This is a genomic window from Marinobacter sp. (assembly GCF_044799475.1).
In the GTDB taxonomy this organism is placed as follows: Bacteria; Pseudomonadota; Gammaproteobacteria; order Pseudomonadales; family Oleiphilaceae; genus Marinobacter.
Genome location: NZ_CP085217.1, coordinates 3,343,426 through 3,357,202, shown reverse-complemented (window position 1 = coordinate 3,357,202; position 13,777 = coordinate 3,343,426). Strand labels below are relative to the sequence as shown.

Here is a 13,777-nt window from a genome sequence, read left to right as displayed (position 1 = left end):
TGCGATGGCTCCTCGTGCTTGAGTGGAATATCTGAATTCAGGTAGCACGATAATGATTACCGGCCGCGGGTTAAAATTAATTGTCTCAACTTTCGCTATAGGTAAAGCCTATATTGTCTTTCGCCGCGAACTGAACAGAGCACAGAAGAGTCATCAGGGCGTCACGATATTAAACCTGCCCTCGGATTTGTCCAGCATGCCAAAAAAGCCGACCAGGTCCAGCTTGCTGCCCTCAAAGCTGATGTCGTCACTGAACAACAGTTCCCTGAGTCCGGCATTGCCCACGAGCAAGTCCACGAACATCGGTCTCGTCACTCTGAGTGTAGCGTCGGCGGCGGTATCCTCCGGGGCTGTCCGGTGATGCAAGACTGAATTCTGCAACGTGAGAAGATAGCTTTCCTGCAGGTCCGTGAAGGTTATTTTGACGGTCATGGATTCGCCTTCTGCATCCTCTGCTTTCAGCCGCACGGCCATGCTGTCAAAGAAGAGTGACACTGGCGTATTGAGCAGAACCTCACGCATCATGGCCGGTTTGAGGCCTTCCTCCGGCGCACCATGCCGTAACTCATAAGCGCCCGTGAGATAGAAGTCACGCCAGGGGCCAGATTCGGCCTGATAGCCCAGCTGGTCATATACATCCGCCAGCAATGCTTTGGCATTCTCGTTGTCCGGAGCGGCAAAAACTGCATGATTGAGCAGCTCCGCCAGCCAGCGATAGGTATCGCGGCCTTCCATTGCGTCCATTTCAGCGGCGTTGTTGAATTCCTGCCGCGCCTTTTCGAGGACATTCCTGACACCACCCATCATCTTCACATACCGTTTTGCCGAATCGGTTTCGGGTAGTGGGTTGAGGTGTGCTGGATTGCCGGTGAACCAACCCAGGTAATGTTGATAGACCGCCCTGGCGTTATGAGACACGGTGCCGTAATAGCCCTGATTGTGGAAATCCTCGCTCAGCGCTGGCGGCAATTGCAGGTTTTCAGCAATCTCCCGCGGCGTGGCGCCCTGGTTCATCAAACGGACGGTCTGATCGTGAATGAACTTGTAGGTATCGCGCTGTTTGCTCAGGAAGTCCTGAATATTTTCCCGTCCCCAGAGCGGCCAGTGATGGCTGCCAAAATACACATCGGCATCGGCAAACAGGGTTTTCGCTTCATTGATGTAGCCACTCCATATCCGCGCATCACGCACTTTCGCACCACGGAGAGTATAAAGGTTGTGCATGTTGCGGCTGACGAGCTCCGCGCCACCAAACGCTTTAAGTTCTGGCAGATAAAATGTGAATTCAGCGGGTGCCTCGGAGCCGGACACTATCTGAAAAACCACTGGCACGCCGTCGATTATCATCTCTGTGCCGGTTTCCTCGACCAGATCCGTGGGCCTGGCAAAGCCAAAGGTGCCAAACGCCGGGCCTTTACCCAGACCGGTGCCCACGTGACCACGATCATTGCGTTCCAGCCGCTTGCCGTACATGAACATTGCCCGTCGTGTCATGGCCGGCCCGGCGATGATGTTTTCGCTGGTGGCTTCTTCCTCAAAGCCGGCTGGGGCGATAATCCGCAGGCTGGCCTTCTCGTCCTCGGAAAGGTGCTGCAACACACCCTGCACGCCGCCAAAATGGTCAATGTGGCTATGGGTAAAGATGATCGCCCGCACCGGCTTTTCTCCGAGCTGTTGGCGGGCAAACAGAAAGGCTTTACTGGCAGTTTCCAGGGCGGTAAGCGGGTCAACCAGAATCCATCCGGTGTCGCTCTCGATAATCGACATATTGGCCAGATCGTAACCCCGGACCTGGTACAGGCCGTCCGTTACCCTGAACAGGCCATGGATATTGTTAAGTGCCTCCTGCCGCCAGAGGCTGGGGTTAACCGACGCAGGGGTGTTTTCGCCCTCGCTATCAATGAAAGAGTATGCGGGCATGTTCCAGACCTCACCGCCGGCTGGGTGGCCAATCACCAACTGCGGATCCTGTGCAATCAGACCCTGTCGCGCATTCTCAAAATCATCGCGGGTATCAAAGGGCCGTTGCCCAAGGACCTGCCGGTTGGCCTTACTGGTGCTGGCTGTTGGGCCGGTATGCCCGGGCCCATTGGCTTCGGATGACGGGCCGGGGGCGGAATCGCATCCCGCAAGGAGCAGGGTAAAGACTGACAGCAGAACAGGAAAAATCCTGAAAAACGGGGGCATGGGACAAACCTTTGAGTCTGTTGTTATCGGTTATCCCACCCATTGTACTTCAATAACTTCAGGCGCCGAGGCTGTCCGGATATGCCGGCATCGGAGTTGACTTCCGTAGCCGATTGGCGAGGCCGGGAGCAGGTTTGCGTAGTCACTGGGCCTTGGCTGAAGCTAAAGCATTGACAGCGAGCGCAGCTTGAGGCCAAATAGATTCAAAGAAATGAACGGCAGTTCAGTTTATTCGCTGCCCAGTCGACCTTGCCGGAATAGCCATCAGGGCGCGATCGCAAATCGGCCTGCTTCAGAAGGAATCCATCATGACTTCAGATACCGTCATCCCGCGAATCAACGAGGCGACCCACGAGGTCACCAACCAGCCGCCCCGCTTTGAGGATGGCTTCAACGCCTACGCCACCGACACCGCCTTGCGGGAGGCAGTCGCCCGGGAAAATGGTGCCTGGGGCGAAGAAAAACTCCAGCGCTTTGGAGCCCTGTGTGGCGATGAACTCTACCAGGTTGGCTTCGAAGCGAACGAGAATCCACCGAAGCCACGTATTTTTGATCGTTATGGGCATCGGATCAACGAAGTCGAATTCCACCCCGCCTACCACCGCTCCATGGCCATCGCCAAGGAAAACGGTTTGCACAGCCTGACCTGGACCGGGAAGCAGGACGGCTCACAGGTGGTGCGGTCGGCGCTGACTTACATGCACAACCAGTTCGAAGCAGGCACCATGTGCCCGATCACCATGACTCATGCGTGTGTCCCCACGCTCCAGAAACAGCCAGAAATTGCCAAAGCCTGGCTGCCAGGCATTCTGGCGAACGAGTATGATCCAAAATGCGCACCCATGGACCAGAAGCGTGGCCTGACCATCGGCATGGGCATGACGGAAAAGCAGGGCGGTTCTGACGTTCGCTCCAACACCACCCGCGCTTATGCTCTGGGCAATCCCGGCCCTGGCGGCGAATATGAGCTGGTGGGCCACAAGTGGTTCTTCTCGGCCCCCATGTGCGACGGTTGGCTGGTGCTTGCCAATTCCGATGGCGGCCTTTCCTGTTTCCTGCTGCCCAAGTGGCGGCCGGACGGCACCCGTAATGCTATTAACGTTCAGCGCCTCAAAGGAAAGCTGGGTGACTGGTCCAATGCATCCAGCGAGGTTGAGTTCACCGGCGCCTTCGGCTGGATGGTGGGCGAAGAGGGCAGGGGCGTGCCCACCATTATCGAGATGGTTGGCCAGACGCGACTGGATTGCATGCTGGGCTCCGCGGCGCTCATGCGTCACGCCACTGCCCAGGCCATACATCACTGCAGTTATCGTGAGGCATTTGGCAAGCGACTGATTGAACAGCCTCTGATGGTTAACGTGCTGGCGGATCTCGCGCTGGAGTCGGAGGCATCCCTTGCGCTGACCATGCGGACTGCTCGCGCTTTCGATCAGGCTGCCCGTGGTGATGAACAGTCCAAAATGCTTGCGCGCATACTGACTCCCGTTGGCAAATACTGGGTGTGCAAACGCGCCCCGGCACAGGTGAATGAGGCTCAGGAATGCCTGGGTGGGGCCGGCTACGTGGAAGAACACATCATGCCCCGGCTGTACCGCCAGGCGCCGCTAAACTCAATCTGGGAAGGTTCAGGCAACGTGCAGTGCCTGGACGTACTGCGGGCCATCACACGCGATCCCAAGACCATGGACGCGCTGATGGAAGAGCTGAAAGCACCGGTGGGTTCCAACCGCCACTACGATGCCCATCTCGACAAGCTGCAGAAGGCTTTTGCTGATCGCGATAATATGGAAATCCGCGCCCGCCGTCTGTCGGAGAACGTGGCGCTGGCACTGCAGGCGGCGGTGCTGATCCAGGCTGGCAACGCCTCAGTCAGTGATGCGTTCTGCGTATCCCGCCTTGGTGGGGATTCCGGGCTCGCCTTTGGCACCCTGCCGGCCAGTGCCGATCTTCATGGCATCGTCGAAAGGGCTGCGCCGCGGGGCTGAAGACCGGCCCGACCCGGCTGGCCTCGAGCGAGCAGGTGGTGGTCCCGGAAATGCATGCCGAGCTGGTTTGCGAGGAGGCGCTATCGGAGATGCCTCTCGAAGAACTCCAGGGTTCTCGACCAGGCCAGTTCTGCTTCCTCTTCGGCATAGCGACCGGTCGAATCATTGTGAAAACCATGGTTAACGCCTTCGTACAGATGAGCAACATACTCCGCGTTATTCTCTTTCAGCACCTTCTCGTATTCCGGCCAGGTATTGTTTATCCGGGTGTCCTGGCCGGCAAAGTGAAGCATCAGCGGGCCTTCCACATTGGCGCGCAGCTCCTCGGCGGGAGGCGAGCCGTAGAAGGGGACTGCAGCATCTATTTGATCTGGAATGGACGCGGCGAGCATGTTCGCAATGTAACCCCCAAAACAGAAACCTACGGCGCCCAGCTTGTGGGTGGTTGACTGGTGATTTTCCAGAAATTGTGCCGCGGCGATAAAGTCCTGCTCAAGTTTGGCTTTATCCATGCTGGCCTGCATGCTCCTGCCTTCATCATCGTTGCCCGGATATCCGCCCAATGGGTAAAGGGCGTCCGGTGCAAACGCCACAAAACCGGACTTTGCCAGACGGCGAGCGACGTCCTTGATATAGGGATTGAGTCCGCGGTTTTCGTGAATTACCAGTACCCCTGGCGCTTTGCCCTGAACGGTCGTCGGTGACACCAGGTAGCCCTGGCATTCTCCGTGGCCTTCAGGCGAGGGGAACTTCTCGTAGCTGGCCCTGATGTCCGGATCGTTAAACGACACCTGCTCCGCCAACGCGTAATTGGGCAGCAAGGCGCCTGTCAGAACACTCAGGCTGATACCCAGCGAGGCGAGGCCGGCAAGGCGCGCCATAAAAGTCCTGCGGTCAATCAGGCCATGAGCATATTCGTCGTACCAGTCGAAAGCTTCCTGGGGGATAGGGCGGGGTGTTGAAACCTGTGTCGATTCCATGGCTGGCTCCGCGAGGGTGTTATCTCTTAAAGATAGAGCGCAGCGGGCTTATTTGCCAATGGTCGTGTTTCCTGACTTGGTGGCAGGGCTGCCGGCCTTTCCGGGCTAGAATCTGTAGCTGAAACCAACCATGTAAACCATTGGATCGATCTCTACATCCGTGGTCGCCGTAGCCACTTTGACGCCATCTGCAAATGCGTCAATGGTGGCATCTGTGTCTATGTCGATGTACCAGGCTGCGGCATTCAGGCCGAAACGGTCGGTCAGCGCAAAATCGACACCCAGCTCCAGAGCCAGGCCAAAGCTGTCGTCCAGATCCAGTTTGGTGTCATCGATGCCTGCAGCGAGGGGGGCCACAGCGGCGGTCAGGGTTGGGGTGGTTTCTTCGTCAAAAAAGGTGGTGTAGTTGATGCCGATTCCCGCATAGGGCTGGAGCCTGGAGGCGCTGCCCATCGGGAAGTATTGCAGCGTCAATGTGGGAGGCAAATGCTTGGTCTCACCGAGATCTGCACCATCGATCGCATCTGCACCCTCTATGTCATGCCTGAACGGCGTTGCGGCCAGCAGCCCCACGCCGAAATTGCCAGTCAGCATGTAGGTGCTGGTAATGCCCAGTTGGGTGTTGGACTCAACATCCACCTTCCAGCCTGCAATTGGACCCACGTCATCCACTTCGACGGTAGAACTCCATGAATCGGGATCCACGAGCGCGGGGCCGGCGCGCAGAATAAAGTCGCCCCCTTCATAAGCCTGAGCAATGGGAGCGGCAAGAATAGTGAAAGTGAGAATGCCAGGAGTAAAGGTACGAAGCACGGTAATGTCCTTGATCTGAAATGTTGACCCCGGGCATTTTACCGGCTGGTCGGATCAGACAATTGACATGGGACAAGGTTGAGGCGGGGGAAAACTTGATCTGGAGCAAGGTTGATTGTTTTTCCGGGCAGATCATCTACGCCCTGTATCATAAATCTCTGGCACCAGGTCTGCATGGGTTAATGCCCAGAGCAACGTGACCGTACTCAAGGGCGCGGAAGAATCCATACGCAGCTCCAATCTGGTTGCAGAAATCTGGATTATATATGATTACAGCTCCATACAAACTGGTTTTATTTAGAGTTACTCAGGTGGCCATTATCAAAAACCTGAGGAATTTTTAAAAAGGCCACTTCGTGCACTGTGACTAAGCGATCAGGCCCTTTGGCCTATCAGAAGTACCATCGCCGCTCGAATCAAGGCTAGCGTAAGCCGAGAAAGGACAGAATAACCAGAACCACAACCACTAAACCCACAATGTATATTATATTATTCATAAAGATCCCTTTTATTAAACGTTTCGATTATAAATCGCAAAGTGCGATAATTCACTATACGACTACGGCGGATAAAAAAATACTAAAGTATGCATAAAATAAGTTAATAAAATGTAGTGAAAACACTTATATCAAAAAATAGTTTGCGGAAATCAGCAAGGCTTTTGACGCTTTTTGACCGGTCTCTCAAAAAAAGCCGCCAGTCAGGTGGGGCAAAGTGACACAACGCAGTATTCCGTGAAATTCAGAATTAATAATCAGACGCTAATAACGTTAAAATATTTCGACAGTGTCGCCTATCTGTGCCTGGTCGCGGTGTGCGTTTTGGCATTCTCTGGCATGGACTGGTTTCAGGATTCTCTCTTCTCAGCTGCTTTTTTACATTCAGCTGGGCTACCTCCTGGGGGATAGCTTCTCTTTTCATTGATACGATCGGCACTACTATCCATGGCCAGACCGCTGCTGCTGGCCGTGGACAACATGAATACGGCAGTAATTACTGAAAGTTTACCCATTATACATGTTCTTTATGGATTTTGGATTAAGCGCTTCAGATTCCGCTAATCGATCAATGTTTCCATTAGTCCAAAACACACGCCTGCGGGATTTTTTGTTACGGCGTTCCGGGGAAAACAGATCGGGTCCGGTTTTTAGCGGTTTGAGACGACCAGAGTGGCTCAGCAGGAACAGCACGATGCGCCCGAGCAGGGTCGATACCCTGACAATCATACAGCCTCTCAGTGGGTACTTGTGTTGTTGCTGAGAATGGCGAAACTGAAGGTAAATCAGGACAAGGGTAATCCCGGGACAGTTATATTTGCCAGCAGCGTGGCCTGGCTTCGATCCGGGACAGGACGGAAAGTCGGGAAGGTACTGTTTCTGTAAATTTACCTGGGAAGACGCGCCATGATGATAAACACACCGGTGACGGTTGCTATCGCGATCATTGCACTATGGATCGGATTCCATATCAATCGAAGCATCGGCTTCCTCCATAAATACAACATTCCGCCTGCCGTCTCAGGTGGCCTGCTTATCAGTGCACTGGTGGCCATCATTGAGGCAACCACCGACCGCGAGATCCGATTTGATCTCCAGCTTCGGGACCTTCTGCTTATTACTTTTTTCAGCACCATCGGCCTGTCGGCACGAGTGCGCCAGATGCTGGAAGGTGGCAAGGCATTGGCGATCATGCTGGGGCTCGCGGTCGCGCTGCTGCTGTTCCAGAACCTGACAGGGACCCTGATGGCGTTGGTCGCCGGCGAAAGCCCTCTTTTGGGCTTGATTGGAGGCAGCATATCGCTGGCCGGCGGCCATGGCACTGCCATCACCTGGGGTCAGCTGTTCGAGGAACACTTCGGTTTGACGAACGCAAGTTCCATGGGCATGACGTTCGCAACAGCGGGTCTGATTTCAGGAGGCCTGATCGGCGGGCCCGTAGGGGCATGGCTTATCCGGAGAAACAGCTTGCATTCAGAGGACGAGCCCCGTGAGCTTCCACACATAGAGTCCGGTAAAAATATCACCTACGTCATAGAATTGAACAGTGTGCTGACCGCCGTGCTACTGATTTCTCTTTGCTTTGCACTGGGCGCCACGGTTTATGGATGGCTCTCCGGCTTTGGCATCCGTTTGCCGGCATTCCTGACGGCCATGTTTCTGGGCATATTGTTGACTAACGGCCTTGAGCTGATCCGCGTCACCATTGATCACCGCCCGATTCAGATGGTTGGCGACCTGAGCCTCCAGCTTTTTCTCGGTATGAGCCTGATCAGTCTCCCTCTTCTCTCCCTTCAGGGCGCCTTCGGGCTGATCAGCGTGATTATGGCGATGCAGGCGATTGTCATCAGCCTCTTGGCTATCTTTGTGGTATTTCCCCTGCTGGGTCGAAATTATGACGCCGCCTGTATCTCTTCAGGCTTCATTGGCATGGGTCTGGGTGCGACCCCCGTGGGAATTGCAAACATGAACGCTCTGACTAACAGGTTCGGACCAAGCCCAAAAGCCTACATGGTCATTCCGTTGCTGGGAGCTTTCTTTATCGATATTGCCAACGCGAGCCTGGTGCAACTGCTGCTGGGACTGGACATATTTAGCAACCAGGGTTGAGCCAATCAACTGACCGATCAAACGGACCTTCCAGCCACCACAACCTGCTACGCCAACTGCATGGGGATGAGGTAGCAAGTCTGAACCTGCGAGTCTTAAACCCCGGTAATCTGCGGCTTTAACGTATTGGGCATGTCTTGAATAAGGGGGACAATAACCCTAGCAACCTATTATTCTTTCATGCAGGACCGATTAATGAACACACAACAGTATTCCCCTTCTACCCTCATTCATCAGGCTAGGGTAGTACGTGCCCAGTATCTCAGCGCAGCCGTCAGAAAAATCTTCAGGACGATCGGTAAGGCATTCCAAAGGCCGACGGCAACTTCGACTGCGGATCCGACCCCAGCGTAACCCGACTGGTTACAGTTACCCGGGCTTGCCTGAGCCTCTGCGCCCCCTTGATGCAGTTGCAGCCCCCGGCTGGCGCAAGTCGGAACCCTATCCGCTATTCGAACGTCAGTCCAGAGTAGGCCAGCTTTCACTTCTGATGGGTAATAACAGGAAATTGTATATGACGCGTTTTACACGAATTCATCCGGTCCTGACCGGCGTTGCCGTCGCCGCTATTTTCACCTCTTCTGCTGTATTGGCCCAGGGCAATTCACCCGCCGGTGTTGGCGCCGATGCGGGATCGTCCAGGGCGGAGCAGGGCGAGTCCCGTCGCGACGAGGCGTTTGAAAAAGCCGATAAAGAGCGCAGGAAAGGTCACGAAAAAGCAAAGGAAGCCAGGGAAAAGGCCGAAAAGCATGGCGAGGCTGGCAAAGAGCGGGCAGACGAAGAGCGCGAGGCAGCAAAAGAGCGGCGCGAAGAAGCTGAAGACCGTGCCGACCGTGAGCGTGACCTGGAGGAAAATCGCAGGGAAGAAGCCGAAGAGCGCGCTGAACGCGAGCGCGAAGCGGCCGAAGAACGTCGCGAAGAGGGCGGGGAACGGGCAGAAGAAGAGCGCGAGGCTGCCGAAGAGCGTCGAGAGGAGGCTGCGGAGCGTCGGGAAGAAGCTGATGAGCGCGCTGAAGAAGAGAGAAGCTCCGGCCAGAGGCAGGCTGACCCTGGCAACAAAGGCAGTGAAAAAGGTATTGAGAAGAAGCGTGAAAACGCTCAGGCCTGGTGGAATTTCTGGAGCTGACTCCCGATTCCTGACCAACTGATTCAGATCGGGACAGGCTCATTGTCCAGAGACAGGCCGTCCCGGTTCCCCCATCTTTTTAAAACGAACGCCGATTATAACTTCGGTAACGCGGGCGCCAGAAATTGCGTTCGATGGACTGGCGTATGGTGTCGTCATCGCAGCGCAGTGCTACCCCGTCTTCCTGTGCCTGCCTGGCGACATCAAAGGCAATGGTGCGACTGATTTCCTGAATATCGGCCAGGGCCGGCAACAGACGCTGGCCGGTCTGCTGGGCTATCGGCGCCTGTTTGGCGAGGGCATTGGCGGCGGCCATCAGCATGGTGTCAGTCACCCGGGAGGCGCCGGCGGCGATCACACCAAGACCAATCCCCGGGAAGATATAGGCGTTGTTGCACTGGGCGATGGGGTAGGTCCTGCCGTTCAGTTCCACCGGTTTGAATGGGCTGCCTGCAGCCACCAGGGCCTCGCCGTTAGTCCAGGTCAGGATTTCTTCGGGTGTGGCTTCGACTTTGGACGTGGGATTTGACAGGGGCATCACCAGGGGGTGGGCACAGCCGGCGTGTAACGTCTTTATTACCTCTTCTGTAAATAGCCCACGCTGGCCGGAAACACCAATCAGAACCGTTGGCTTGACCTGTTTCACCACATCGATCAGTTGACGCCCCTTGACCCGGGCCGGATCCTGGGCGAGTACCACCTGGAAGTCCTGCAGGTCGGTGAGGTCGCTGGTCAGAAGCCCCGGCCGGTCGATCATGTAGACTCTTTGGCGTGCTTCCTTCTCTGACAAACCCTCCTCAGTCATCGCCACGATGATCTGCTCTGCGATGCCGCAGCCAGCGGAACCGGCCCCAAGAAAGACCACCGTCTGGTCGCGCACTCTTTCGTTCTTTGTTTTACACGCCGCCAGCAGGGTAGCCAGACAGACCGACGCCGTGCCCTGGATGTCGTCGTTGAAACAGCAGGCTTCCTCGCGGTATTTCTTCAGCAGGCGCATGGCGTTGTTCTGGGCGAAATCCTCGAACTGCACCAGAACCCTGGGCCAGCGGCGTTTCACCGCCTCCAGGAATTCAGCAACGAAGGCGTCATAGTCCTTCTGGTCAATACGCTTGTGGCGCCATCCCATGTACATTGGGTCATCCAGCAGGGCCTGATTGTTGGTGCCCACATCGAGCATAATCGGCAGAGTATTCGCGGGGCTGATACCCCCGCAGGCGGTGTACAGCGAAAGCTTCCCGATGGGAATGCCCATGCCGCCGATGCCCTGGTCGCCAAGCCCCAGAATGCGCTCGCCGTCGGTGACCACGATGACTTTCACTTTTTCCTTGGTGGCGCTGCGCAGCAGGTAGTCCATGTGCTCCCGGTCAGGCCAGGCGACGAACAGGCCGCGGTGGTTGCGGTAGATGTTGGAGAACTCCTCGCACGCCTCGCCCACGGTCGGGGTGTAGATAATCGGAAGCATTTCCTCCAGGTGATTTTCCAGCAGACGGTAGAAAAGGGTTTCGTTGTCGTCCTGAATTCCGCGCAGGGTGATGTGCCGGTCAAGATCGCTCTGGCATAGTTCGTATTGCCTGTAGGCCCGTTCCGCCTGCTCCTCGATCGTTTCCACATTGTGTGGCAGAAGTCCGATCAGGTTGAAATCCAGACGCTCCCGCTGCGTAAAGGCGCTGCCCTTGTTCAACAGAGGCATCTCCAGCAGGGTAGGGCCGGCGTAGGGTATGTACAGAGGGCGCTTTTCCGTGTTGCTCATAGTCACCTCGTGCATCGGGCGGACGTTGAACGAACCAGACTCAGGACAATGTGGCGAATCGACAGAACTTATTTATAAACATAGCAGCTGTTGTTGGCCTCGTCTGCAGCCGGGTTATGCAGAACCACCTTGAAAACAGCAGCTTTGTCCCCATTTAAGGGTTACTTCGATGCCTCCGCCTGTGGGCCGGCATCGTCCCTTCTTCATGCAACCACCTCCGGATAAAAGCATTATGAGAATCCTTTACAAACCGTTTCAACAGCGGACTTTCTGGCAGTTGACGTCGCTGATGGCACTGGTTTTGTTACTCAGTGGCTGTGGGATCAATAACATCCCCACTTACGATGAGAAAGTAACCTCCGCATGGTCCCAGGTGGAAAACCAGTACCAGCGCCGGGCTGACCTGATTCCCAACCTGGTGGAAACCGTGAAGGGTTTCGCAGCCCAGGAGCAGGAAACCCTGACCGCGGTGATCGAGGCGCGCTCAAAAGCCACCTCTATTCAGGTGGACGAGAGCATTCTCAATAACCCAAAGAAGCTCCAGCAGTTCCAGCAGGCCCAGGGTGAACTGAGCAGCGCCCTGAGTCGCCTGATGGCGGTGTCCGAACGTTACCCGGATCTGAAGTCGAACCAGAACTTCCTGGCTTTGCAGTCACAGCTTGAAGGCACGGAGAACCGTATTGCAGTCGCGCGGCGGGATTTCATTCAGGCGGTAGAACGCTACAACACTGAGCTGCGTACCTTCCCGGGAAAGATCTGGCACAGCATCCTGTATAGCGATCTGGAGCCCCGCGCCAACTTTGAAGCCACCACGGAAAATGCGGAAGACGCGCCCGCGGTGCAATTCTGATGGTTGCTGTGTTCCGCAAAAGTCTTCTGTTGTCGTTACTGCTGTTGCTGCCGGTGGCTGTCTGGGCCCAGTCAACGCCGGAGTTTCCCGAGCTGACTGGCCGGGTGGTGGACCAGGCCGAGATGCTCTCTCCCGAGGTGGAATCACGCCTCGCCCAGATGCTTCAGGCCCACGAGGAGGGCAGCACCGAACAGGTTGTGGTGGTCACACTACCGGACCTTCAGGGCTTCCCGATCGAGGATTACGGCTATCAGCTGGGCAGGCACTGGGGCATTGGCCAGAAGGGCGAGGATAATGGCGCGCTGCTGATCGTCGCAAAGGATGAACGCAAAGTCCGCATAGAGGTGGGCTATGGCCTTGAAGGCCGGCTTACTGACGCCGACTCCTCTGTCATCATCAATCGTGTGATCACCCCGGCTTTTCGTGAGGGGGATTTTCAGGGTGGTATCGTCAATGGCGCCGCTGCCATGATCCAGGTTCTCGGCGGCGAGCCCATGGCGGTTCCTCAGGGGCAGCAGCCCCGTGCAGACCAGGAAAAGCCCAATGCCGGCGTGGTGGGGCTGTTCTTTATTATCATGATGGCGGTGGTGTTCTTTATTGGCAGTCGTGGTGGCCGTGGTGGGCGTGGCGGTGCTGCCCTGGTAGGCGCGGCTCTGCTGGGCGGCGCCATGGGCGGTCGTGGCGGTGGCTTCGGTGGTGGCGGTTTCGGCGGCGGCGGAGGCGGTTTCGGCGGTGGTGGTGCCTCCGGTGGCTGGTGACCCTTCACTGGTCACCCCGCACTGGCAGCCGCGCGCGCTGAATTCCCAAACCTCACAATGAGAATCACAGAATCATGACATTACTAAGCAAGAGCGATCAGGAAGCCGTTACCACTGCCATCAACCAAGTGGAACGGGAAACCGACGCCGAGCTGGTCACCGTGCTGACGGCCCAGTCTGACAACTACAGTTATATTCCCCTCGTCTGGGCCGGCATACTGGCGTTGCTGGTGCCGGGTATTTCCAATTACTTCGGCGGCTGGTTCGGTGCCGACATACTGTTGCTGGTGCAGTGGGGTACGTTCATCCTGCTCAGCCTGGTGTTCCGGGTGCCCGGCATCAACACCCGCCTGATTCCCCGGCAGGTGCGTTACTGGCGGGCCTCCAACCTGGCGCGGCGTCAGTTCCTGGAGCAGAACCTGCACCACACAAAGGGCGGCACCGGGATGCTGATTTTCGTCTCGGAGGCGGAGCGCTATGTGGAGATCCTGGTGGACCAGGGTATTGCCGACGTGCTGGACAATAAAATGTGGGAAGACATAGTGGCGGACTTCACCGCCAAAGTACGCCAGGGTGAGACCCGCCAGGGCTTTCTGGACTGCATTGCCGCCTGCGGCAGGCTCCTGAAAGAACACGTTCCCGCCACCCACGAGCGCAACGAGCTGCCCAATCACCTGGTGATTCTTCCATAAGGATTACGGCGGTCTGATGGCCGGCCACTG

The 13,777-nt window shown here is 56.4% G+C and carries 11 protein-coding genes; 7 read left to right on the top strand and 4 right to left on the bottom strand.

All coding sequences use genetic code 11. The features are described from left to right. Nucleotides 1-153 precede the first annotated feature (153 nt). The gene (locus LG327_RS15475; protein ID WP_404363246.1) at nucleotides 154-2,187 is read right to left on the bottom strand and encodes an alkyl/aryl-sulfatase; all 2,034 of its coding nucleotides are present in this window, start codon (nucleotides 2,185-2,187) and stop codon (nucleotides 154-156) included. A 308-nt stretch (nucleotides 2,188-2,495) separates the two neighbouring features. Between LG327_RS15475 and LG327_RS15470 the strand changes: the two genes are divergently transcribed. After that, the gene (locus LG327_RS15470; RefSeq protein WP_404363244.1) at nucleotides 2,496-4,172 is read left to right on the top strand and encodes an isovaleryl-CoA dehydrogenase; all 1,677 of its coding nucleotides are present in this window, start codon (nucleotides 2,496-2,498) and stop codon (nucleotides 4,170-4,172) included. 80 nt (nucleotides 4,173-4,252) lie between these two features. Here LG327_RS15470 and LG327_RS15465 read toward each other — a convergent pair whose 3' ends face one another. Then, on the bottom strand, nucleotides 4,253-5,152 hold the full coding sequence (locus tag LG327_RS15465; protein WP_404363242.1) for a dienelactone hydrolase family protein: 900 nt from the start codon (nucleotides 5,150-5,152) through the stop codon (nucleotides 4,253-4,255). Between the two features lie 105 nt (nucleotides 5,153-5,257). Next, nucleotides 5,258-5,965: an OmpW family protein gene (locus LG327_RS15460; RefSeq protein ID WP_404363241.1), complete on the bottom strand. Its 708-nt coding sequence runs from the start codon at nucleotides 5,963-5,965 to the stop codon at nucleotides 5,258-5,260. Between the two features lie 1,403 nt (nucleotides 5,966-7,368). Here LG327_RS15460 and gltS point away from each other — a divergent pair. The 3 genes from gltS to LG327_RS15445 all read left to right on the top strand — a co-directional run bounded on the left by gltS (nucleotide 7,369) and on the right by LG327_RS15445 (nucleotide 9,697). Continuing rightward, nucleotides 7,369-8,571 (top strand): sodium/glutamate symporter, encoded by a 1,203-nt coding sequence (gltS, locus tag LG327_RS15455; protein WP_404363239.1) that lies wholly within the window; start codon nucleotides 7,369-7,371, stop codon nucleotides 8,569-8,571. A 180-nt stretch (nucleotides 8,572-8,751) separates the two neighbouring features. Then, nucleotides 8,752-8,925: an RSP_7527 family protein gene (locus LG327_RS15450; protein WP_404363237.1), complete on the top strand. Its 174-nt coding sequence runs from the start codon at nucleotides 8,752-8,754 to the stop codon at nucleotides 8,923-8,925. 160 nt (nucleotides 8,926-9,085) lie between these two features. Continuing rightward, a complete protein-coding gene (locus LG327_RS15445; RefSeq protein ID WP_404363236.1) occupies nucleotides 9,086-9,697 on the top strand; it encodes a hypothetical protein in 612 nt (203 codons plus the stop codon). A gap of 79 nt (nucleotides 9,698-9,776) precedes the next feature. Here LG327_RS15445 and LG327_RS15440 read toward each other — a convergent pair whose 3' ends face one another. Beyond that, the gene (locus tag LG327_RS15440) at nucleotides 9,777-11,447 is read right to left on the bottom strand and encodes an NAD-dependent malic enzyme (protein ID WP_404363235.1); all 1,671 of its coding nucleotides are present in this window, start codon (nucleotides 11,445-11,447) and stop codon (nucleotides 9,777-9,779) included. 232 nt (nucleotides 11,448-11,679) lie between these two features. Between LG327_RS15440 and LG327_RS15435 the strand changes: the two genes are divergently transcribed. The 3 genes from LG327_RS15435 to LG327_RS15425 all read left to right on the top strand — a co-directional run bounded on the left by LG327_RS15435 (nucleotide 11,680) and on the right by LG327_RS15425 (nucleotide 13,747). Continuing rightward, a complete protein-coding gene (locus LG327_RS15435) occupies nucleotides 11,680-12,297 on the top strand; it encodes a LemA family protein (RefSeq protein ID WP_404363233.1) in 618 nt (205 codons plus the stop codon). Continuing rightward, nucleotides 12,297-13,055, top strand: a complete 759-nt coding sequence (locus LG327_RS15430; RefSeq protein WP_404363232.1) for a TPM domain-containing protein — start codon at nucleotides 12,297-12,299, stop codon at nucleotides 13,053-13,055. Before LG327_RS15435 ends, LG327_RS15430 begins: the two co-directional genes overlap by 1 nt. A gap of 74 nt (nucleotides 13,056-13,129) precedes the next feature. Then, nucleotides 13,130-13,747: a TPM domain-containing protein gene (locus LG327_RS15425; RefSeq protein ID WP_404363230.1), complete on the top strand. Its 618-nt coding sequence runs from the start codon at nucleotides 13,130-13,132 to the stop codon at nucleotides 13,745-13,747. Nucleotides 13,748-13,777: the final 30 nt, after the last annotated feature.

Coding starts and splice junctions, on each gene's coding strand:
- LG327_RS15470 (WP_404363244.1), top strand. CDS start 2,496: ATGACTTCAGATACCGTCATCCCGCGAATCAACGAGGCGACCCACGAG.
- LG327_RS15440 (WP_404363235.1), bottom strand. CDS start 11,447: ATGAGCAACACGGAAAAGCGCCCTCTGTACATACCCTACGCCGGCCCT.
- LG327_RS15425 (WP_404363230.1), top strand. CDS start 13,130: ATGACATTACTAAGCAAGAGCGATCAGGAAGCCGTTACCACTGCCATC.
- LG327_RS15445 (WP_404363236.1), top strand. CDS start 9,086: ATGACGCGTTTTACACGAATTCATCCGGTCCTGACCGGCGTTGCCGTC.
- LG327_RS15430 (WP_404363232.1), top strand. CDS start 12,297: ATGGTTGCTGTGTTCCGCAAAAGTCTTCTGTTGTCGTTACTGCTGTTG.
- LG327_RS15435 (WP_404363233.1), top strand. CDS start 11,680: ATGAGAATCCTTTACAAACCGTTTCAACAGCGGACTTTCTGGCAGTTG.
- LG327_RS15475 (WP_404363246.1), bottom strand. CDS start 2,187: ATGCCCCCGTTTTTCAGGATTTTTCCTGTTCTGCTGTCAGTCTTTACC.
- LG327_RS15450 (WP_404363237.1), top strand. CDS start 8,752: ATGCAGGACCGATTAATGAACACACAACAGTATTCCCCTTCTACCCTC.
- gltS (WP_404363239.1), top strand. CDS start 7,369: ATGATGATAAACACACCGGTGACGGTTGCTATCGCGATCATTGCACTA.
- LG327_RS15465 (WP_404363242.1), bottom strand. CDS start 5,152: ATGGAATCGACACAGGTTTCAACACCCCGCCCTATCCCCCAGGAAGCT.